This is a genomic window from Limnohabitans sp. TEGF005 (genome assembly GCF_055394835.1).
Map to the genome: position 1 here is coordinate 2,491,382 of NZ_AP029226.1, position 17,535 is coordinate 2,508,916.

At 58.7% G+C, this 17,535-nt stretch carries 24 protein-coding genes and 1 pseudogene; 6 read left to right on the plus strand and 19 right to left on the minus strand.

The annotated features are described in order from the left end of the window. Positions 1-3 precede the first annotated feature (3 nt). From ACZ5RG_RS12180 to ACZ5RG_RS12205, 6 genes are all read right to left on the minus strand, one after another. Positions 4-1,041, minus strand: coding sequence for a permease (locus ACZ5RG_RS12180; RefSeq protein WP_464447194.1), 1,038 nt, complete (start codon positions 1,039-1,041; stop codon positions 4-6). Between the two features lie 84 nt (positions 1,042-1,125). Beyond that, on the minus strand, positions 1,126-1,689 hold the full coding sequence (locus ACZ5RG_RS12185; protein ID WP_464447195.1) for a sigma-70 family RNA polymerase sigma factor: 564 nt from the start codon (positions 1,687-1,689) through the stop codon (positions 1,126-1,128). A gap of 2 nt (positions 1,690-1,691) precedes the next feature. Further along, positions 1,692-2,759: an ACR3 family arsenite efflux transporter gene (gene arsB / locus ACZ5RG_RS12190; RefSeq protein ID WP_464447196.1), complete on the minus strand. Its 1,068-nt coding sequence runs from the start codon at positions 2,757-2,759 to the stop codon at positions 1,692-1,694. Between the two features lie 2 nt (positions 2,760-2,761). Next, entirely contained in the window at positions 2,762-3,268 is a 507-nt protein-coding gene (locus ACZ5RG_RS12195) for an arsenate reductase ArsC (RefSeq protein WP_464447197.1), read from the minus strand. Positions 3,269-3,277: 9 nt separating this feature from the next. Then, complete coding sequence (locus tag ACZ5RG_RS12200) at positions 3,278-3,787, minus strand: ArsI/CadI family heavy metal resistance metalloenzyme (RefSeq protein ID WP_464447198.1); 510 nt, start codon at positions 3,785-3,787, stop codon at positions 3,278-3,280. Between the two features lie 11 nt (positions 3,788-3,798). Next, positions 3,799-4,125 (minus strand): ArsR/SmtB family transcription factor, encoded by a 327-nt coding sequence (locus ACZ5RG_RS12205; RefSeq protein WP_104801505.1) that lies wholly within the window; start codon positions 4,123-4,125, stop codon positions 3,799-3,801. Positions 4,126-4,453: 328 nt separating this feature from the next. On the opposite strand from ACZ5RG_RS12205, the pseudogene ACZ5RG_RS12210 reads away from it, so the two are divergent. Continuing rightward, positions 4,454-5,005, plus strand: a pseudogene (locus tag ACZ5RG_RS12210) (WYL domain-containing protein); the annotation flags it as partial. Positions 5,006-5,248: 243 nt separating this feature from the next. Here ACZ5RG_RS12210 and ACZ5RG_RS12215 read toward each other — a convergent pair. The 13 genes from ACZ5RG_RS12215 to ACZ5RG_RS12275 all read right to left on the minus strand — a co-directional run bounded on the left by ACZ5RG_RS12215 (position 5,249) and on the right by ACZ5RG_RS12275 (position 14,748). Continuing rightward, positions 5,249-5,764 (minus strand): hypothetical protein, encoded by a 516-nt coding sequence (locus ACZ5RG_RS12215; RefSeq protein ID WP_464447199.1) that lies wholly within the window; start codon positions 5,762-5,764, stop codon positions 5,249-5,251. Further along, the gene (locus ACZ5RG_RS12220) at positions 5,761-6,225 is read right to left on the minus strand and encodes a glycoside hydrolase family 73 protein (RefSeq protein ID WP_464447200.1); all 465 of its coding nucleotides are present in this window, start codon (positions 6,223-6,225) and stop codon (positions 5,761-5,763) included. Before ACZ5RG_RS12220 ends, ACZ5RG_RS12215 begins: the two co-directional genes overlap by 4 nt. After that, positions 6,222-6,605 carry a hypothetical protein gene (locus tag ACZ5RG_RS12225; protein WP_464447201.1) on the minus strand — a complete coding sequence of 128 codons (384 nt, stop codon included), beginning with the start codon at positions 6,603-6,605 and terminating at the stop codon, positions 6,222-6,224. Before ACZ5RG_RS12225 ends, ACZ5RG_RS12220 begins: the two co-directional genes overlap by 4 nt. A gap of 67 nt (positions 6,606-6,672) precedes the next feature. Continuing rightward, the gene (locus ACZ5RG_RS12230; protein WP_464447202.1) at positions 6,673-8,916 is read right to left on the minus strand and encodes a host specificity factor TipJ family phage tail protein; all 2,244 of its coding nucleotides are present in this window, start codon (positions 8,914-8,916) and stop codon (positions 6,673-6,675) included. Positions 8,917-8,963: 47 nt separating this feature from the next. Further along, the gene (locus tag ACZ5RG_RS12235) at positions 8,964-9,386 is read right to left on the minus strand and encodes an NlpC/P60 family protein (protein WP_313881869.1); all 423 of its coding nucleotides are present in this window, start codon (positions 9,384-9,386) and stop codon (positions 8,964-8,966) included. Next, on the minus strand, positions 9,383-9,925 hold the full coding sequence (locus ACZ5RG_RS12240) for a DUF1833 family protein (protein ID WP_313881870.1): 543 nt from the start codon (positions 9,923-9,925) through the stop codon (positions 9,383-9,385). Before ACZ5RG_RS12240 ends, ACZ5RG_RS12235 begins: the two co-directional genes overlap by 4 nt. After that, positions 9,918-11,339 carry an SPASM domain-containing protein gene (locus ACZ5RG_RS12245; protein ID WP_464447203.1) on the minus strand — a complete coding sequence of 474 codons (1,422 nt, stop codon included), beginning with the start codon at positions 11,337-11,339 and terminating at the stop codon, positions 9,918-9,920. The genes ACZ5RG_RS12240 and ACZ5RG_RS12245 overlap by 8 nt, the downstream gene beginning before the upstream one ends. Beyond that, the gene (locus tag ACZ5RG_RS12250) at positions 11,336-11,545 is read right to left on the minus strand and encodes a hypothetical protein (protein WP_313881872.1); all 210 of its coding nucleotides are present in this window, start codon (positions 11,543-11,545) and stop codon (positions 11,336-11,338) included. The genes ACZ5RG_RS12245 and ACZ5RG_RS12250 overlap by 4 nt, the downstream gene beginning before the upstream one ends. After that, positions 11,542-12,282, minus strand: a complete 741-nt coding sequence (locus ACZ5RG_RS12255; protein ID WP_313881873.1) for a 2OG-Fe(II) oxygenase family protein — start codon at positions 12,280-12,282, stop codon at positions 11,542-11,544. The genes ACZ5RG_RS12250 and ACZ5RG_RS12255 overlap by 4 nt, the downstream gene beginning before the upstream one ends. Beyond that, positions 12,279-13,037 (minus strand): hypothetical protein, encoded by a 759-nt coding sequence (locus ACZ5RG_RS12260; RefSeq protein ID WP_464447204.1) that lies wholly within the window; start codon positions 13,035-13,037, stop codon positions 12,279-12,281. The genes ACZ5RG_RS12255 and ACZ5RG_RS12260 overlap by 4 nt, the downstream gene beginning before the upstream one ends. 35 nt (positions 13,038-13,072) lie before the next feature. Next, a complete protein-coding gene (locus ACZ5RG_RS12265) occupies positions 13,073-13,876 on the minus strand; it encodes a hypothetical protein (protein ID WP_313881875.1) in 804 nt (267 codons plus the stop codon). 11 nt (positions 13,877-13,887) lie between these two features. Next, positions 13,888-14,484, minus strand: a complete 597-nt coding sequence (locus ACZ5RG_RS12270; RefSeq protein ID WP_313881876.1) for a hypothetical protein — start codon at positions 14,482-14,484, stop codon at positions 13,888-13,890. A 12-nt stretch (positions 14,485-14,496) separates the two neighbouring features. Then, entirely contained in the window at positions 14,497-14,748 is a 252-nt protein-coding gene (locus ACZ5RG_RS12275) for a hypothetical protein (protein ID WP_464447205.1), read from the minus strand. Between the two features lie 58 nt (positions 14,749-14,806). On the opposite strand from ACZ5RG_RS12275, the gene ACZ5RG_RS12280 reads away from it, so the two are divergent. From ACZ5RG_RS12280 to ACZ5RG_RS12300, 5 genes are all read left to right on the plus strand, one after another. Further along, a complete protein-coding gene (locus ACZ5RG_RS12280) occupies positions 14,807-15,175 on the plus strand; it encodes a hypothetical protein (RefSeq protein WP_464447206.1) in 369 nt (122 codons plus the stop codon). Positions 15,176-15,670: 495 nt separating this feature from the next. Next, entirely contained in the window at positions 15,671-16,120 is a 450-nt protein-coding gene (locus ACZ5RG_RS12285; RefSeq protein WP_464447207.1) for a hypothetical protein, read from the plus strand. 129 nt (positions 16,121-16,249) lie between these two features. Beyond that, the gene (locus ACZ5RG_RS12290; RefSeq protein WP_464447208.1) at positions 16,250-16,594 is read left to right on the plus strand and encodes a hypothetical protein; all 345 of its coding nucleotides are present in this window, start codon (positions 16,250-16,252) and stop codon (positions 16,592-16,594) included. Between the two features lie 165 nt (positions 16,595-16,759). Continuing rightward, entirely contained in the window at positions 16,760-17,293 is a 534-nt protein-coding gene (locus ACZ5RG_RS12295) for a hypothetical protein (RefSeq protein WP_464447209.1), read from the plus strand. Further along, positions 17,290-17,535 carry a hypothetical protein gene (locus ACZ5RG_RS12300; RefSeq protein ID WP_464447210.1) on the plus strand — a complete coding sequence of 82 codons (246 nt, stop codon included), beginning with the start codon at positions 17,290-17,292 and terminating at the stop codon, positions 17,533-17,535. The genes ACZ5RG_RS12295 and ACZ5RG_RS12300 overlap by 4 nt, the downstream gene beginning before the upstream one ends.

Below are 17,535 nucleotides of genomic sequence, written 5' to 3' on the forward strand. Positions count from 1 at the left end.
GACTTAAAGCACAGCGTTGAAAACAAAGCCCACGATCAGGATGCCGCTGGCAACCACACCGACGAAGGTGGCGATCAGCCGGATTTTCAGCACCTTGCGCAGGATCACCATTTCGGGCAGCGACAGTGCGATCACGCTCATCATGAACGCCAGCACCGTGCCCAGCGCTGCGCCCTTTGCCAGCAGAGCCTGCACGATGGGAATCACCCCAGCCGCATTGGTGTACATGGGCACGCCGATCAGCACCGCCAGCGGCACCGACCACCAGGCATCCTTGCCCATGAAGCTGGCCATGAAGTCCTCGGGCACCCAGCCGTGGATACCGGCGCCGATGGCGATACCGGCCAGGATGTAGGGCCAAACCTTGCCTACGATCTCGCGCACCGAGGCAAAGCCTGCCTGCACCCGGTCAGCCAAGGTCATCTCAGCGGCTTCAAATCCTGCCGACATCTTTGGCATGTCGCGCACCCAGTCTTCCAGGTACGCTTCCATCTTCAGGCGGCCGATGATCCAGCCCGCCACGATAGCCACCGTCAGGCCCAACCCCAAGTACAGCGCGGCAATCTTCCAGCCAAACATCCCGAACAACAGTGCCAATGCCACCTCATTGACCATGGGCGCGGAGATCAAGAACGAGAAGGTCACGCCCAGGGGCACACCGGCCTGCACGAAGCCGATGAACAGCGGCACGGCCGAGCAGGAACAGAACGGGGTGACGATACCCAGCGTGGCGGCCATCACGTTGGCCACGCCTTCGGTGCGCCCTGCCAACAGCGCGCGCGTACGCTCGGGCGTGAAGTAGCTGTTGACCATGCCCATGACGAACACCACGCCGGTCAGCAACAGCAAGACCTTGGGGGTGTCGTAGAAGAAAAATTGCAGCGCACCGCCCAAATGGCTGTCGCGCGCGACCGGCAACGCAGCCACCAGCGCTTCAGAGGCGGGTATCAGCGATTGGTACAGGCCCCACCACAGCAGGGCGGCCACAATCAGGAACAAGGTCGGGTTGCGCTGAGTCCAGCGCATGGCGAGGGCAGTCATTGGTCTTCTCCGTTGCGTTCTTCAGCGAGGCGTCGGCCTGTGCTGAACGATCTACAAAGAAGACGAATGAATCGGCAAAAGGATTCAGGCAGAAGGGCGAGGCGTGTGGCAGCACACCTGCCCGGTGTCGTCGAATCTGACCTGGCAGTTCACCACCAGGGTATCCCGGAGCCGCTTTCTGGCGCGCAGCAGGCGGGACTTTGCGGCGGCCAGGGTGAGCTGGTTGGCTTCTGCATAAGCCCGCACGGTCTGCCCTTGAAGGTCACAGGCCTCGATGATGTGTCGGTCTTCGACATCCAGCGCTGGAAGGTTGCGTTCCACACACGCATCGAGTTCATCGACTGGCACCCGCTCTGAAGCAGGGGCATCGGCCAAGGTTTCGGCCAATTCATCCGACAGTTCGGTATGGGGCTTTGCCAGGCGGGCTGCATCGATCAATGCATTGCGCGCCACCTGGAACAACCACGCCTTCGGGTTCTCCAGTGAACAGAAGTCTTTGCCTTGACGCATGGCTTTGAGGAAAACCTCTTGCAGCAGGTCTTCGGCGGCATGACGGTTTGGGGCGCGAAGAATCAAGAAGGCAAGCAACGCTCGTTCGTGCATTTCCCAGGCACGCAAGACGCACTCAAAAGCGTTGCTTTCTGCCATCTTTATCGGGCCTCGTACCAGGGTTTGGAGGCATTCACCACGCGCACGACCAGCAGCATCACCGGCACCTCGATCAGCACGCCGACCACGGTGGCTAGCGCCGCCCCGGAATGAAAGCCAAACAGGCTGATCGCTGCCGCGACGGCCAGCTCGAAGAAGTTGGACGCACCGATCAGGGCCGAGGGGCAAGCCACGGAATGCTTCTCTCCAAGCTGGCGGTTGAGCCAATAAGCCAGCGCCGAGTTGAAGAACACCTGGATCAGGATGGGCACGGCCAGCAAGGCTATGACCAGCGGCTGCTTGAGAATGGCCTCGCCTTGGAAAGCAAAGAGCAGCACCAGCGTTGCCAGCAGCGCCGTGATCGACCAGGGTCCGATCTTGGCCATCATCGCATCAAATACTTCCTGCCCCTTGGCCAACAATGCCTTGCGCCACCACTGAGCAAGCAGCACGGGGATGACGATGTAGAGCACGACCGAGGTCACCAAAGTGGCCCACGGGACGGTGATCGCGGAGATGCCCAAAAGGAACCCTACCAGCGGCGCGAACGCAAACACCATGATCGTGTCGTTGAGCGCGACCTGCGATAGCGTGAACAGCGGATCACCATTCGTAAGACGGCTCCAGACAAACACCATCGCCGTACAGGGGGCTGCCGCCAGCAGGATCAGGCCAGCGATGTAGCTGTCGAGCTGGTCTGCGGGCAAAAGCGGTGCAAACCAATGGCGGATGAAGAGCCAGCCCAGAAACGCCATTGAAAACGGCTTCACTAGCCAGTTGACGAACAGGGTCACTCCAATGCCGCGCACGTGCTGGCGCACCTCACCCAGCGCACCGAAGTCCACCTTCACAAGCATCGGGATGACCATCACCCAGATCAACAGACCTACGGGCAAGTTGACCTGGGCGACTTCCATAGCTCCGACGGCCTGGAACACGCCGGGAAAAAACTGCCCAAGCGCAATACCCAGCAAGATGCACAGGAACACCCACAGCGTCAGGTAACGCTCGAAGAGGCTCATGGGAGCCTGGGCCGCAACCTTTGCTGTGACTTCACATTGAACGCTCATGGTCAACTCTTGGCCAGATCGCGGGCGGATTTCTCGATGGACATCTTGGTCAAGCTGCTCTGGGGCAGATTCACAAAAATGTCCAGGCGCTTGCGCATCATGTGCAGGGTCTGCATGAACGCCTCTCGCTTTTTGTCGTCGTCGCCGTCAACCTCGGACGGATCGGCATAACCCCAGTGTGCCGTCGCAGGTTGGCCTGGCCAGAAAGGACACACTTCACCGGCCGCGTTGTCGCAGACGGTGATCACGAGGTCCATTTTGGGGGCGTCGGGCTTTGCGAATTCGTCCCAGCTCTTGCTATAGAGACCCTCCACCGGCAGGCCCGCTTTGGTCAGTGTTTCAAGTGCTAGCGGATTAGGCCGCTGGTTCTCACGTGGGCTACTACCAGCCGAATAAGCTTTGAAGCGCCCCTGGCCGAGGTGGTTCAACAGTGCTTCGGCCAAGATACTGCGAGCAGAGTTGTGCGTGCATAGGAAAAGGACATTCAAGGGTTTGGATTCAGAGGTCATGTTGTTCTTTCAGCAGCAAGAGGATTTGGAGGAAGTAGCGGGGCCACAGCAGCTGGCTGTTGCAACCGTGTTCGGAGCGCAGCAAGCCGCAGCAGTTGGCTTTGTGGGCGCGCAACATGCCGCGCCAGAAGCGGGTTGCGAGGCTTCGTTGAAAACGGGGATGTCACCAAGCGTGTGGAACTGCTCCCAGGCGACGCCCTGCGGGTCAGTGATCCAGTGCTTGTCGCTGCGGGCATAGCAGCAGGTCGTCTCGCCCTCGTCGAGCATGGCCATGTCGGCGTTTTGAGCAGCCGCCTTCATCTCAACCAACTCCTCGGCACTATCGACTTGGAAGCCCAGGTGGTCGAGGCCAGGCTTGCTGCCTCGCGTTGAGATGGCGAAGTTCACCCGAGGGTCTTCAAGCATCCACTTGGCGTAGTCAGTTTCGATCCGCGCAGGTTGGGCAGAGAACAGGCGTGAGTAAAACGCGATGCTCGCTTGCAGGTCTTGGACATGGAGGTGTACGTGGAACCGTTTCATGTTGGGTACTTTCAGCATTGGCAGTTGGTGGACGAGGCGTCGAGGCAGGCCTCGGCACCCTGACAGCAGTTCTCAGTGAGGTAGGCAAGCAGACCATTCATCTGGTCGAACTCGACGCGGTAAATCAGGTTGCGCCCACTGCGCTCCTGGCTGATCAGGCCCGCGCCCATCAGCTCTTTGAGATGAAACGAGAGCGTGGCGTTAGGCACCCCGAGCAGTTCGCCCAACTGCCCTGGCGTCGCACCTTGTTTTCCCGCAACCACGAGGGAGCGGAACACCTGCAGGCGGTTGGGCTGGGCCATGGCGGCTAAGGCTTTGACGACGTCTTTTTCTTCCATGTTTCTATTATCGTCGAAATATATGACAAAACCAAGACATCGGCTTTCGGCGTCAAGCAACGGCAGCCGGGTGAAGCGCGGTTGCATAGACCAAAATAGTCGCTCAGGGGGTTTGTGCACATGGCAACGTCCTCTCCTTGGTAGTGCAGTCGTTCTGCAATCTGAGCCGTCATGATGGTTCCTTTCCTCGTTCCCGAATCGGATTCACCAAATCTTTATGCGACACACAAACAATTGATTATGATTCTGTCGACACATACTAGAGCATCCAATATACTTTCTGCAACAATCCGCACAAGTGCTACCAAAACCGCGCGAGCCACACAGGATGCCAACAGAACGACTTGCTGAACTGACCCAACCGCAACGCGATCGGCTCGCGTTCGTGGAGTTGCGTGTGCGCTTCATCGGCGAGATCCGACGCCAAGACCTGGTGTCGCGGTTTGGCATCCAATCTGCAGCCGCGACACGAGACCTCGCCGTTTACAAGGATCTGTCGTCCGGGAACATCGACTACGACTCCAAGGCCAAGTCCTATGTGCTGACCGACCAATTCCGTCCGCTATTCGACTTTCCGTCTGAACGCGTGATGTCCTGGCTCACCCAGGGATTCGGTGATGGCGAGCCGATGCTCCATCGCACCTGGATCGTCAGTGATGTGCCGACACGGCTGACTCACCCAGATCTGGATGTACTGGCTGCCGTTACGCGTGCCATCCAGCAGGAGTGTCCACTGGCCCTTGAGTACCACTCGATTTCAAGCGGCTGTACTGAGCGAGAGATCGTCCCCTTCGCGCTGATCGACAACGGTCTGCGCTGGCACGTTCGCGGCTTTGACCGTAAATCACAGGAGTTTCGTGACTTCGTCATCACGCGGATCACTACTCAGAACCGCAGTCGTATCCAGATTAACCGCCAAGTCTGCTCCGGAGCAGGAAATCCGCGATCGAACTGCCAGAGACGTCTTGGAGCGTGTCGCGAACCTGTATAGGCGAGGACACTGGTCGTCACGGATTGAAATGGCAACTGCTCAATCCGACCATGCGAAATTGCGCCCTCTTCTTGAAGAAATTGCTAGCCTGCTGTCGCTAGCCATGGCGCACCAGACGCCGACGATCTGAAATTATGGCTCGTCTGTATTCGCTGCAGCCGCCTGTTTAGAATACCATTTCTGGAGCTCAAGAACCATGAGGGTAGTTTCAGCCGCATCGCGGGCTAATTGCTCACATTGGATGCTGGCCGCAGAGCCTGTGGAATTAGGTACAGCGTCGGTGGGGGCTGCCGCAACTCCTGTGGCAATGCTGGAAACGGCGAGCATGGTGATGGACTCATGGTTGGGCTGGATGCGCAGCCCGACATCACAGCCACGCAAAACAGGCCGCAAGCCAGCCAACAAGCCCTTTTTTGTCCGGAATTCATTCGATATCTCCTGATTGATGGTTCGCTGCGCGTGAAGGGTGTCGACAACGTGTTGTTCTTGTTTGGCCTGAGTCAATGCCGCCTGCAGCTTTTCGGCATCCCAGGCGCGTTGCACACGGGATTGGCCAATCTGGATGCCAAAAATCAGCGCCACGAGCAGCAAGAACCCGCCCAAGATGGAACTCCAGTGGCCCAGCAGTAAGCGCGTGAACCAGTTCATGGCGTACCTCCGTCCAGAGCTTGCAGCTTGTGCTGGTTCATGAGACTGATCACCTTGTCGGCATAGCCTGGATCAGTGGCATACCCGGCTTTGGCCAGTGCTTGTGCAAACGCCTCTGCCTTGAGGCATTGGAAGCACGGCTGATAACGTGGGTTTTGTTTGAGGAATGCGGCGTGGTCATCAATGCTTTCTTGCCAGCTGGCGTACTTGCGCCACTTGGCAGGCACCACAACCCACTGTCCACGGATGAATTCCTTGGTCTGCAAGATCAAGGTCTCGCCCCGCCAGCGGCTGTCGGCTTTGATGCCAAAGAGGTTCTTGCCCACCTTGGCCAGACCCGACTCACCCCAGCCGGACTCCAATGCCGCCTGAGCAATCGTGATGCTGGCGAATACACCCGTGCGCTTGGCAGTGGCTTGCGCAGAAGATCCGATCAGCGCGATAAATTCAATCGGTTTCATAGCAGCTCCTTCACATCCTTGGCCACCGCATCAAGCGATGCATCCCGGCGCTTGTCGATGAAAGCAAACGTCCAGCGCACCATCGCCCACCCCGGCAAACCACAGGCAAAGATCAATCCACCCATGGCACACAGTCCCATGGTTGAAAACGCCCAGTGATGCAGATCGAAGTGTTCGACGGTGAATGCACCGCCACCGATGCTGGACACCACCGTGCTGATCAAGCCGACGGCCCACTCCCTCTTGTTTCGTGGCGGAGTCATCAACATGACCACCACGGCAGCCAGCGTTGCCCCGCTCGCAACAGCGGCTGCTGTTCCTCCCAGCGCCTTGTACGCAACTGCTGCTCCGGCGACCCCACTACTTGTCGGTTCTGGCATTCATTTCTCCAAAAAGAAACCCGCCGGGATTGCTCCTCGGCGGGTGGTTACAAAAATCAGATTCAAATCAGGATTGATCGGCGGTATGCACCAACGCGTTCTCGGCCACGCAAGTCAGCTCGACCTGCTCAGTCCTAGGCTTGACGCTCATGACGCGCGCCAGCTGGGACCAGGACTGGCCCACACCAAAAGCAAAGTGCGTTCGCTCTCGGTCAGCACCGACCTGTGGCTCAAAGCCGGGTAGAGTTTTCAGGATGGCGTGGGTGGCAGTTGCGCCCGGCATGACCTCGACGGCATCGGAGACCGATCCATCTGGCTTTCGTAGAACGAGGTAGTGAACGGCTCCTGACTGCCAACCCAGCGGCTCAGAGCACCGCACGGTTCTCGACCGGCTATCCCAGCTCAAGACCTCGCCACTCACACCCCAACGGGGAATGTCATGACTCAGGGCAATCAGGTCACCATAGGTCGGGATCAAACCTTCCAGCTCAGTGCGAAAGGTGACGATTCGTCGGCGATACCGATTGGCCGCTGCGATGTATTTCCCCTCACGAATGCCCTGCGCCTTATCAGTGCAGCCAAACAACCTCACACGAGCAGGCTTGGCAGCTTGGGATCCAGGCAAGGACACCGTGAACTCATCTGGCTTCCAACTCTTGGGATTGACGTATTCGATCGTGACTGCATCCGCCGTGGCATCGCCTGGCATCAGGTACTGGATCTTCAAGCTGTTGCGCACGATGTTTCTTGCAGAAAAGAGCGCCACCGGGATGGTCTTGGGTTCATCGCGAACGATGCGAACAATCCCACCCTGCAAGAACGGCACAGCACGCCCCGTCCGCGCAATCTGTCCCAAGGCGTCCCACACCGTCTGGTTCTGATCGAACACGGCATTGAAGGTATCCCCGCGCGCCGACCACACCGCATCCAACTGTGCCAAGGCTGCCAGGTCTAATTGCCGATCCGGCAACCCTGCTCCATAGCTGGCCTTGACCGCATCCGCGAAGGCCCACGCAATCGAGCGAGTGGGTTGCAGTGCAGACCATCCAGTGTTCGGATTCCAGATGGAGAGCTTGCGCGTCACCAGACAGTTGACCAGTCGGGATGAGCGCTGCGACAAGTTGTCGGTCGCGCGCATCCTGAGTGCCAAGTAGGTCAGGTCCGTGGGCAGACTCGATCCCGCCAAATAGCCCTTGGCCTGACCCCAACGCAGCTCGTGACCAGCTCGGTTGCTGGTGTCCCGCGCATCCAGGCGCTGCAGGCGAATCTCATAACGCCCAGGCGACACCGAATACTTGAACGACAAGCGTTGCGCGGTATTCGTGGCGGCTGAGTAGGTTTCGTCAGCCACATGGAGCCAGCCTGAGGTGGCATCGCCATCGTCATTAATGCTTCGCACTTCTACGCGCCATTGCACCGACCGGCTCTCCAATGCACCGCTGTCATTGGCGTAATACAGTCCGCGCAGCATCACTACATCGACACCGATCTGATTGATCTGTGTACCCACGGGATTCAGGGCGAAGGGACCAACGATGGCACCGGAGTCGCTGACAGCAATCAATTCCTGACCGGACACCTCTGGGGCCGTGACCACATCGGGGTTGAACAAGGTGTTCTGTCCGCCAGGCTCAATAACCTGCGCCTGCACCTCGGCAAACGAGCTGATCGGGCTGTCATCAATCGACAGCTCCTCAAACTGAAACTGACCCACGCCAATGACGTGCAACTGATGCAGATATTCCTCGTTGTTTTCGTACTCGGTATAGGGCATGGTGGCCAGATCCGGGTACACCAAATGATGGCCATAAATCACGGGGACTGGTTGCGACAGACGTCCATAGTTGCCGCGCGCCTGCAAGGAGTAGGTCGGGCTGGGGGATGTCGTGTTAGCCGATGCCGAGGGCAAAGACTGATTGGGCAATGGCACCAGCGCATTCACGAGCACCGAGCCCGTGACTGCGATCGCAGTGGATGCCACTGCTGTGGCCAGAGTTCCCGAATACCCCATTGAGGCAGCCAGTGCGCCGCCATATGCATTGGCGACGACCAGAACGGCGATCATGAGCACGGTTCGCAGCGGGTTCTTGCCGCCACCTCCACCTCCTTGCGGCAGAGTGACCAACGCCACAACATCACCCGCATCGATCGGTGTCACTGCCCTGTGCGCCATCAGCACCGGCTGACCATTTTTCAGGATCAGGGTAGGCTGCTCGAACTCAATGCCATCACGATTCATCCACTGTGCGATCGTGGGCGAGCCAAACACATGGCTCACCTGCCGGTCACTGGGCTCGAATGGATTTCGCATCCAGATAACCAGTCCAGGACTGGGCAGGCCTGACATGCAAGCGCTTGTCATGGCAATTCCTTCCATCGGTAATACCCCTCCACCTGCCAGCCGTGACTGGCCAGAGAGCTCAATTGCTGAAACACCACCCCGATCTGTTGGGCGCAGTGCAACACTCCACCGCCGTCCGCATCAACCCAAACGCCAACATGCACGGGGTGTCGTGACTGACGCATCAACACCGCATCGCCCTGCTTGGGCAAATCGACCGCCGCCCAACGCTTTCTTTCCGGGTGGTTTTTGAACGTATGAAGGACCGTTCGCAGATTCAGCGCGTCCACCGGGATCACCGGCAAGTCACGACCGAAGTGGGTCTTCTGGACCCAAAGAAAAAGGCCCCAGCAGTCAAATGACTCGGGGCCTCTCTCTCCTGCAATCCACGGGCGACCGATGTACTGGATCGCCCAACTCGGTGAATCTTCATCTGTCATCGGGCTAACCCTGGAAACTCGGTTGCGGTGTACAGGCGTGACGGAAAGGTCTTGTTGCCAATGTCCGCCATCCTCGCCTTGGCCGTGACCCGCTGCACGTCAGCCTCCACTTCGGTGATGATGAGCGTGATCGGTGGATCCATCTGCGGACCACTCAAATCGTTGGAGAGGTACGGGCGATAGGTCACCTCAATGGGTGACTCCGAAACCGATGCCTCGTCCAAGTGCTTCACGATCTCCCTGGTGACGTTGTCCAGGGTGATCGCAATTTCGGGAACCGGCGCGATATCCACCGGTGGCAAATCCAGCTCAAAGCCCATGGCCACGAACTGGACCTGCTGCCCCGCATTGATTGGCGCTGACGCCTCAAGCCTTGCCAGCAAGTCTTGCTGATCACGCACCACACGGATCGCCGTCGTGTTGCCTGCTTCATCTCTGAAGTCCTGGTGCCGGATCTCCAGGGTATGCAGGATGACCACATTGCTCGGAGCGCTTGCATAGGCTTCCCGAAGTGCCTCAGAAAGTGCTGCATCAGGCATGCGTCACCCGAACAGGAAATGGTTTGATGGATCGCTCTGACGGTGCAACCGTGCTCATGTCACCATGGCTTTCCACAAAGCCGAGATGAATGACATCCATCACAGTGACAGCGTCACGGCGGATGGCGTCACCTTCTATGCGCGTGAGGATCAATCCCTGTGTCTGGTAGTAGAGTGCCGCCGCCAGAACAGCCAGGTTGTGACTAAAAGAGTTGTCGCACGCTGCCTCCCAGTAACCATCCTCCAGGAACAGGCATGCGCCTTTGCAAAGCTGCGCCACGGGGCAACGCGGACATTCACTTCGCGTGCTGAAGTGGTAAGCCGTATTGAGGCTGATGTCTTCAAACTGATCGACGTGACCGATCTTGTGGTTCGTGGAGGCACTCATGTTCTGGCAAGTCATCACATTGCCTTTCATGTCCACTGCGATCGAGTCATCGCGATCCATTCCGCACTTTTGACCCAATGCTGCCAATGGACGTGACTGCGCTTGGGAGCGCATGAATTCATCCACTTTGTCGCGCATGGTTCCAACGGCCATCCCTGAGCCCGTGACCAGCTCCCAGAACATCTGGTGCAAATAGCGGGCGTGATCATTCCCATGGAGCGCCAATGACAGTCCGCTCTGGTCGTAGGGAAGCATAACTTCCTCAGTCGCAAGCACCACGGCCTGCACGGGAAGATCCAGCTTTTCAGCAAAGTACAGGCGCACCGCCTTGAGCGATTGGTTGTGACGATGCAAGACCGTGTTGAAACTCATGCGGTCAATCGACATGCGCCGAGACACCCAGCGTTTAATCTGGGCCAGGCCCTCGAGGTGGTTTAGTGGATCAGGACCACGGTAAGACTGTGCAGGACCGTCATGCGACAGACCGATGCCCACATCGAGCGCCTCGACCCAGGCGAGCTTTTCGTCATCAAAGAGGGAGCCATTGGTGACGATGGACAACTGCGCATTCGGGTAGCGCGCCTTGACCGCTTCGCCCAGCGGTTTGAGGAGCTTCCAATACACAAAGGGCTCACCGCCCCAAAATTCAATCTTGACGCCAGCACCCTGGCCATCGTCGCCACCAGCAAACCAGCCTTCGAGTTGCTGCATGAATGGGGCGACGTCGTCCGGGTGTCCATCAATGTCATGAGGCTGGTGCGCCTGAGAGCAATACTGGCAGGCGTAGTTGCACTTGAGCCCCAATTGCAGCTTGAGGTGCCTGATGGCTTTGGATTTGCCAGCCGGGTTGCTGGGGTGATGCAGATGCCAAAACGGTGGCCACTGCATGTCCTCTTGCTTTGGAAATGCCTGCGGCAGCGGCAAACGCTCTTCGTTGTCAGCCCAGACCAAACTGGAATCCTCCGGGTCGTAGAGCGCCTGTCGCACAAAGCCATGCTGGCCATTGAGGGTGAGGGTGAATTTCATGGAATGAGGTCCTCAAACGCGATGGGATAGGCCTCGCGACACACCTTGGCCAAATCGGCACCGGGTAGCGTCTTGAGGTTGAAGATGTGACGGCCAGAAGCCTTGCCGTCGGGATTGGCGACCAGGACGGTCATCACCAGGTTCGATTCATCGACCTGGACCACTTCGACGGCATAGCCCTGACGGACTGAAAGATCGAGACTCATTGAATGGGCTCCATGGGATTGTTTGGGTGCGGGTACTGGATCTGGGCTTTGGCGTGCGCACGGATTTGTTCGGCTGACCAGGTCTGGTCACCACCCCGGTCATCACGGTGCGTGAAGCGCACATTGGTGACGATGGCGACCTTGTCACTCTGCGGGTCGAACAGCGGAAACGTGGAGTGCTCCAGATAGCCCGGAAAAATGAACAACGCCCCTTGGAGGGGCGTTTGTGCGAAGAGCTTGTTTTCATGTCGGAGCATCCAGTTGGCCTGCACCGGTCTGGGATCGTGAAAACACAGTGCCCCGGGCAAGCCAACGGCATCTCGCCCTTCGTTGGCCCCGAGATGGACTCGGGGGTAATAGGTGGCCACCAGTTGATTGCCAACATGCCGGTGCGGGATGGCCCACTTGCCCAGTCCACGCTGGCGATTCACGAACGTGTTGTAGGTGATGGACAACTCGCAAGGATCGAGCGATGGGTACGCTTGCCGCACATAGGCGGCCACCCTCAGTTCGATGGCGTCCAGCAAACGCAACAGCGTCTGGCTGGGTTGCTCACGCATCATGGACACGGTGTCGGCTCGATGCGCCATCTTGGCTGACGTTTGGGTGTGGCGCTCGTAGAAGGTTGCAGCCTCCTGCGCCAGAGTCTCCCGCACGTCATCCAACTCTGAGAGTTGATCGATCAGCACATGACTGGGCCAGAGGCTCAGCAGCTGACATGAATTGCTTGGCGTCATCGGGTCAAATCTCCATCAAAAATCATCTGAATCGGGTGCTTACGGCCGTAAAAGCGGTTCGGTCTATACGTCCTTGTTGGATGGTCGAACTCGATCCATGGCCAGACGCTGAAATGCACGCTGCAACGACTTCCCAACCAAGAATGCCGATTGACCAAGGTGTGCTCGTAGCCCGAACAGTTCATCCACAGGCACTCACCCGGGTTGAAGCTCAGGTTATCCTGCCCATCAATAGACAGAACCACACCCGGTGACACAGCTAGGCAAATGTCCAACCTGAGCTCCTCAAAAATCGAGGTGTCTCGGTGTGGATGCACCAGAGGAACACCCCGAGGATTGGGCGGGACCAACACTGTCAGCCGCCCCGACCCAATGGTCAGGGTGAACTGATCGAGCATCGTCCCGATGGCCAGGTATCGCCCCGCCTCCGAGCGATGCGTAAACGCCAAATGGTCGGCACCGCTGTACCGACATGGGTCCTGGCACAAATAAGGGTCCATCGCCTCAACGGGATGCCCCGTGTGGGCCAACGACAGGTTGCGAAACAGGCCCGGACTGGCTGCACTGACTTGGGACTCCCAGATCAGCGAATCGAAACGATCAAATGCTGCGGCGAATGCATGGTCCAGATTGGATGGCACCGTCACACCAGGCACGTCCCTGATCGCTACGAGATGCTCAAGCTCCGGATTTGAAACAGCCTTGATGGCTTCCTCGAAATCTGTCGCGCGCCGCAGGTAGGTGGCAACCGTCATGTGGCTTGGAATGCTGTCCGCATGCACCGCCCACATCAAACCACCTCCACAGCAGCACCGATCTTGTGGCTGAAATACTTGAAGCCCACCTTGATCAGCGCCTGGTCCTGTGACTCCAGTCCCAAAGCCATCCATTTGAAGCTTGCGACACCACCAACGATAGGCACCTTGGTCTTTGGAAGAAAACCGGCCTCGCACTCCAGGTACAGAACACCACTGCGCGTTTCGATTGCAGGCATGCCTTCAGTTTCATAGACGGGCTGAATGAGCCTGACCGTGCAAGTGATAGTTTCACCTGCGGCACAGGAATTCGGGACGTCCAACTCCAGCGAGGGCAGCACGGCGTTGTAGAGCGACACACGCGACCGAACTTCGAGAAACTCGGCAAAGCCTTCGGGTGCCATGGTTTGCGGCGCGTAAACCAGGACCGCCACCTCCTCGATCGGGCTGTCCTCAAAGGGGACGAAGAACAACACCGTGCGTGGATGCAGGGGACGCCCAAGTAAGAACGGGTTTTTATGCAGATTCGTCTGCGGGAAAACGGAATGCAAATGCCCCAGGTCCTCCCAGCCAAAGCGGGCCTCCAATGCCCAGTTGGTATGGATGCCCCAATGCTTGCCAAGGTCAATGTGCTGCTTGATGGCCGCCGGATCAAACACGAAGGGGCGTGAGCCATATTCCTTCTCATTCGTCTCCGGGTTGATGCGCCAAGGCGTCACCGTGATCGTCTGAGCTTGTACGTCCCGCTCGACGCGGTAACTGACAGGGAAAGCACCGAACGATTCGGCTGGAGACGGAATATTAAACAGGCGACCGCCAACGGTAGTTGAATTTGCCATCTTTCAACCCCTCAGCAATCGGTGCTGCAGTTGCAATTGCAGTTGCAATTGCAATTGGTTCGGCAATTGAAGGCAGTGGAGCCACAGTTGCAGTTGGAGTAGCTTCCGCAGTTACAGTTGCAATTGCAGGCTCGGTACCAGCGGTGGTACTCCGCGCCACCGATTTCGTCTTGCGCCAAGTAGTAGCCGTCATAGTTCAGACCAACGGAAGGGACGGCGTAGTTGGCATAACTCGTTCCACCGACTCCGTCGTACTGACCGCTGTTGGCGCAATAGTTGAACCCCAGGCCCCATGTCCACCAGTTCACATTGGGGGGAACCCAGTTGGCGTTGCTTGCGCAATTACCATTGGGCAGATAGCCATTGCAGTTGCTGGCCCGATCGTCGTAGTACTGGCTCGAGCGCCCCATCTCTCCTATGTCTTGGCCGTCTCCCATTTTGTAGCCCGTGTTGCGAGCATCGTCACTCGTCACGCTGCTTTTGAAGAGCGCCCCGTTGGACATGGTGAGGGTTCCGGTCATGGTCCCACCGGCCTTGTCCAACTTGCCGTTGATTTCAGTCTGCAAGGCATCATCCAGCCCCGCCTTGGGGATGCGCGTAATCGCCATGATTTCTCCTATTTAGATGTAACGCACCACAATCCGCGCGCTGGCGGCTGGTGCCGATGTGAATCGCAAAGTCGCCCCGGAATTGACCAGGACGTAGGCGTCGAGTGAGTCCTGCACCACGTAATTGACCGTCACGATCAATTTGTGGACGCTGGACGCTGCTGTGCTCAGACTGAAGTCCGTAGCCGAACCATTGCCAGTAAAAACCTGTGGGGCGACGTTGGAGCCGCCCGCTGCAGCGGCATACCCTTGCGCCTGGTTCATGTAGGTCTGAGCTTGTGTAGCTGAGGTTGCAGAAGCCGTCGCAGAATTCGCTGCTGCAGTGGCGCTCACCGTCGCATCCCCAGCTTTGCTCGTCGCCGTTGTGGCTGACCCAGATGCCGACGTGGCTGAAATGGCTGCATTGGTGGCACTTGTGCTGGCATTGCTGGCCGAGGTTGCCGCCGCAGTAGCACTGTTTGCAGCATCCGTGGCCTTACTGCTCGCGGTGCTGGCAGAACCCGCTGCTGCAGTTGCAGAGCTCGCCGCACTTGTGGCAGAGGTGCTTGCCGCAGTAGCTTGCGTACTGGCTGTGGTGGCCGATACCGCTGCATTGGTCGCCGACGTCGCAGCATCCGATGCTTTGGTCGTGGCAGTACTTGCCGAGCCCGACGCCGCCGCAGCCGAATTCGCGGCACTGTTTGCTTGCTGACTGGCCGTCGCCGCACTTGAAGCGATGGACTGTGCGTAGTACTTGGCCGAATACTCGGTCGAGCCAGAAACAGGCCCCGATGTCTTGTTAGCCCATTCCTCGGCTGCGGCTGCGCCTGACTGCGCTTCCTTGTCCAAGTAGCGCACGCTGATCACCACGCCACTGGCAGGAGCCGAACTAAATCTGAGCGTTGTCGTGGCTGGTATGGTGTAGGCATCCAAGGGGGCTTGAGGAACCCCGGCAACCGTCACCATCAGTGCGCCGGGATATCCAACGGGCCGACTGATTGTGAAATCCGTCTTCACGCCATCACCGGTGAACACATCGGCGGGAATGACCGTATTGGCCGTCACCGCCGCTGCCGATCCTGCCGCTTGCCCTGCCCAGTATTTGGCTGAGTAACCACTGCCGTCGACCGTACCGGTGGTCTTTTGCGCCCAATCAGAAGCCAGAGCGGCTTGCGCCTGCGATGCCGTCAACGACCCTGCTGCGCTTGTGGCACTGCCTGCCGCCGCAGTCGCCGAATTGGCCGCTGCAGTAGCACTCGCCGTTGCATCCCCAGCTTTAGTCGTTGCCGTTGTGGCTGACCCAGCTGCCGACGTGGCCGAAGTTGCCGCATTGGTGGCACTCGTGCTGGCGTTGCTGGCCGAGGTTGCCGCCGCCGTGGCACTGTTGGCCGCGTCCGTCGCTTTGCCACTTGCGGTGGTGGCAGAACCTGCCGCTGCAGTAGCGGAGCTTGCCGCATTCGTGGCTGAGGTTGCTGCTGCAGACGCCTGCGTACTGGCGGTACTGGCAGAAGCCGCTGCATTGGTCGCCGACGTTGCGGCATCAGATGCTTTGGTCGAGGCGGTACTTGCTGAACCAGCCGCAGCCGTTGCACTGGCCGCCGCGTCCGTTGCCTTTTGCGTGGCGGTTGCCGCAGAAGCTGAAATCGACTGCGCGTAGTACTTGGCCGAATAGTCACTGCCGCTGACGGGGGCTGTCGTTTTTGTCGCCCAATCCTGAGCCAGACTGGCACTGCCAGATGCACTGCTGGCCGAACTTGCTGCAGCTGTTGCGCTGTTGTTTGCATCGGTGGCCTTAGCCGTTGCCGTTGTTGCAGAGGCAGATGCACCGCTGGCACTGTTCGCAGCATTGGTCGCCGATGTCGCAGCGTCGCTGGCCTTGGTACTGGCAGTGGTGGCTGAAGTCGCCGCATTGGTGGCCGACGTCCCTGCATCGGCAGCCTTGGTCGTGGCCGTGGTTGCAGATCCTGCAGCCGATATCGCACTGCCAGATGCCGCCGTCGCAGACGAAGACGCCGAAGTGGCACTCGCAGCAGCTGCCTGGGCGTGGTACTTGGCCGAATATTCCGTCGAGCCGGAGACCACACCGCCGGTTTTGGTAGCCCACTCCTGTGCAGACGCTGCGCCAGATTGAGCCTCTTTGTCGAGATACCGAACGCTGATAGCCACACCCGTCACCGGGGCGGACACAAATCGCAGGGTCGTGCTGGCGGGAACAGAGTACGCGTCCAATGGTGCCTGTGGGACTCCGGCGACCGTCACCAACACAGCACCCGGATAGGCCACGGGATGGCTGAGGATGAAATCCGTCTTGACGCCATCCCCTGCAAACACATCTGCCGGAATCACCGTATTGGTGGTGACCACTGCCGCCGAATTGGCCGCCCGGTCCGCCCAATACTTCGCCGAATACCCGGTGCCGTCGACCGTTGCAACGGTTTTTTGCGCCCAGTCTGAAGCCAATGAGGCCTGCGATTGCGCAGCTGTCAATGCGGTCTGGGCAACGGTTGCCTTGCTACTGGCCGTGGTGGCGGAGGCTGCCGCCGAACTGGCATTGGTAGCTGCATCGCTGGCCTTTTGCGTCGCGGTGGTAGCCGAGGCTGCCGCCGCTGTTGCCGAGCTCGCTGCATTGGTGGCACTGGTTGCGGCATTGGTCGCCGAAGTGGCCGCTGCCGTTTTACTGCTGCTGGCATCACTGGCTTTAGTACTGGCAGTGGTTGCCGAAGTCGCCGCAGCCGTCGCAGAACTTGCCGCACTGGTTGCAGAATCACTGGCCGCACTTGCCTTGGTACTGGCTGTTGTGGCCGATGTCGATGCATTGCTAGCCGATTGAGCAGCATTACTCGCTTGTTGGGTGGCCGTAGCCACCTGATTGGTCAGATCTTGGCGGGACGCATCAAGTTGGGTTTGAACTCCATGAATGACGTTGGCCACGCTCCTGACCTGGCCACCTTCCGTGGTCACGGTCGTCTGATCATTCCCGTGGACGATCTCATGGAGCAGTTGAGCATCCCCCTCGATCGTTCCCACAGCTTCATCCAGCCGGGTCTTGAGGGTCATGATTGGGTTCCTTAA

What these genes read in the sequence shown, in the direction of transcription:
- ACZ5RG_RS12200 (WP_464447198.1), bottom strand. Translation starts at nt 3,787, where the DNA reads ATGAAACGGTTCCACGTACACCTCCATGTCCAAGACCTGCAAGCGAGC.
- ACZ5RG_RS12255 (WP_313881873.1), bottom strand. Translation starts at nt 12,282, where the DNA reads ATGACGCCAAGCAATTCATGTCAGCTGCTGAGCCTCTGGCCCAGTCAT.
- ACZ5RG_RS12180 (WP_464447194.1), bottom strand. Translation starts at nt 1,041, where the DNA reads ATGACTGCCCTCGCCATGCGCTGGACTCAGCGCAACCCGACCTTGTTC.
- ACZ5RG_RS12295 (WP_464447209.1), top strand. Translation starts at nt 16,760, where the DNA reads ATGAAATCCGTCTTGACGCCATCCCCTGCAAACACATCTGCCGGAATC.
- arsB (WP_464447196.1), bottom strand. Translation starts at nt 2,759, where the DNA reads ATGAGCGTTCAATGTGAAGTCACAGCAAAGGTTGCGGCCCAGGCTCCC.
- ACZ5RG_RS12245 (WP_464447203.1), bottom strand. Translation starts at nt 11,339, where the DNA reads ATGAAATTCACCCTCACCCTCAATGGCCAGCATGGCTTTGTGCGACAG.
- ACZ5RG_RS12265 (WP_313881875.1), bottom strand. Translation starts at nt 13,876, where the DNA reads ATGGCAAATTCAACTACCGTTGGCGGTCGCCTGTTTAATATTCCGTCT.
- ACZ5RG_RS12275 (WP_464447205.1), bottom strand. Translation starts at nt 14,748, where the DNA reads ATGAACCAGGCGCAAGGGTATGCCGCTGCAGCGGGCGGCTCCAACGTC.
- ACZ5RG_RS12240 (WP_313881870.1), bottom strand. Translation starts at nt 9,925, where the DNA reads ATGCCTGATGCAGCACTTTCTGAGGCACTTCGGGAAGCCTATGCAAGC.
- ACZ5RG_RS12185 (WP_464447195.1), bottom strand. Translation starts at nt 1,689, where the DNA reads ATGGCAGAAAGCAACGCTTTTGAGTGCGTCTTGCGTGCCTGGGAAATG.
- ACZ5RG_RS12215 (WP_464447199.1), bottom strand. Translation starts at nt 5,764, where the DNA reads ATGAACTGGTTCACGCGCTTACTGCTGGGCCACTGGAGTTCCATCTTG.
- ACZ5RG_RS12260 (WP_464447204.1), bottom strand. Translation starts at nt 13,037, where the DNA reads ATGACGGTTGCCACCTACCTGCGGCGCGCGACAGATTTCGAGGAAGCC.
- ACZ5RG_RS12235 (WP_313881869.1), bottom strand. Translation starts at nt 9,386, where the DNA reads ATGACAGATGAAGATTCACCGAGTTGGGCGATCCAGTACATCGGTCGC.
- ACZ5RG_RS12270 (WP_313881876.1), bottom strand. Translation starts at nt 14,484, where the DNA reads ATGGCGATTACGCGCATCCCCAAGGCGGGGCTGGATGATGCCTTGCAG.
- ACZ5RG_RS12205 (WP_104801505.1), bottom strand. Translation starts at nt 4,125, where the DNA reads ATGGAAGAAAAAGACGTCGTCAAAGCCTTAGCCGCCATGGCCCAGCCC.
- ACZ5RG_RS12250 (WP_313881872.1), bottom strand. Translation starts at nt 11,545, where the DNA reads ATGAGTCTCGATCTTTCAGTCCGTCAGGGCTATGCCGTCGAAGTGGTC.
- ACZ5RG_RS12195 (WP_464447197.1), bottom strand. Translation starts at nt 3,268, where the DNA reads ATGACCTCTGAATCCAAACCCTTGAATGTCCTTTTCCTATGCACGCAC.
- ACZ5RG_RS12220 (WP_464447200.1), bottom strand. Translation starts at nt 6,225, where the DNA reads ATGAAACCGATTGAATTTATCGCGCTGATCGGATCTTCTGCGCAAGCC.
- ACZ5RG_RS12225 (WP_464447201.1), bottom strand. Translation starts at nt 6,605, where the DNA reads ATGCCAGAACCGACAAGTAGTGGGGTCGCCGGAGCAGCAGTTGCGTAC.
- ACZ5RG_RS12230 (WP_464447202.1), bottom strand. Translation starts at nt 8,916, where the DNA reads ATGCGAAATCCATTCGAGCCCAGTGACCGGCAGGTGAGCCATGTGTTT.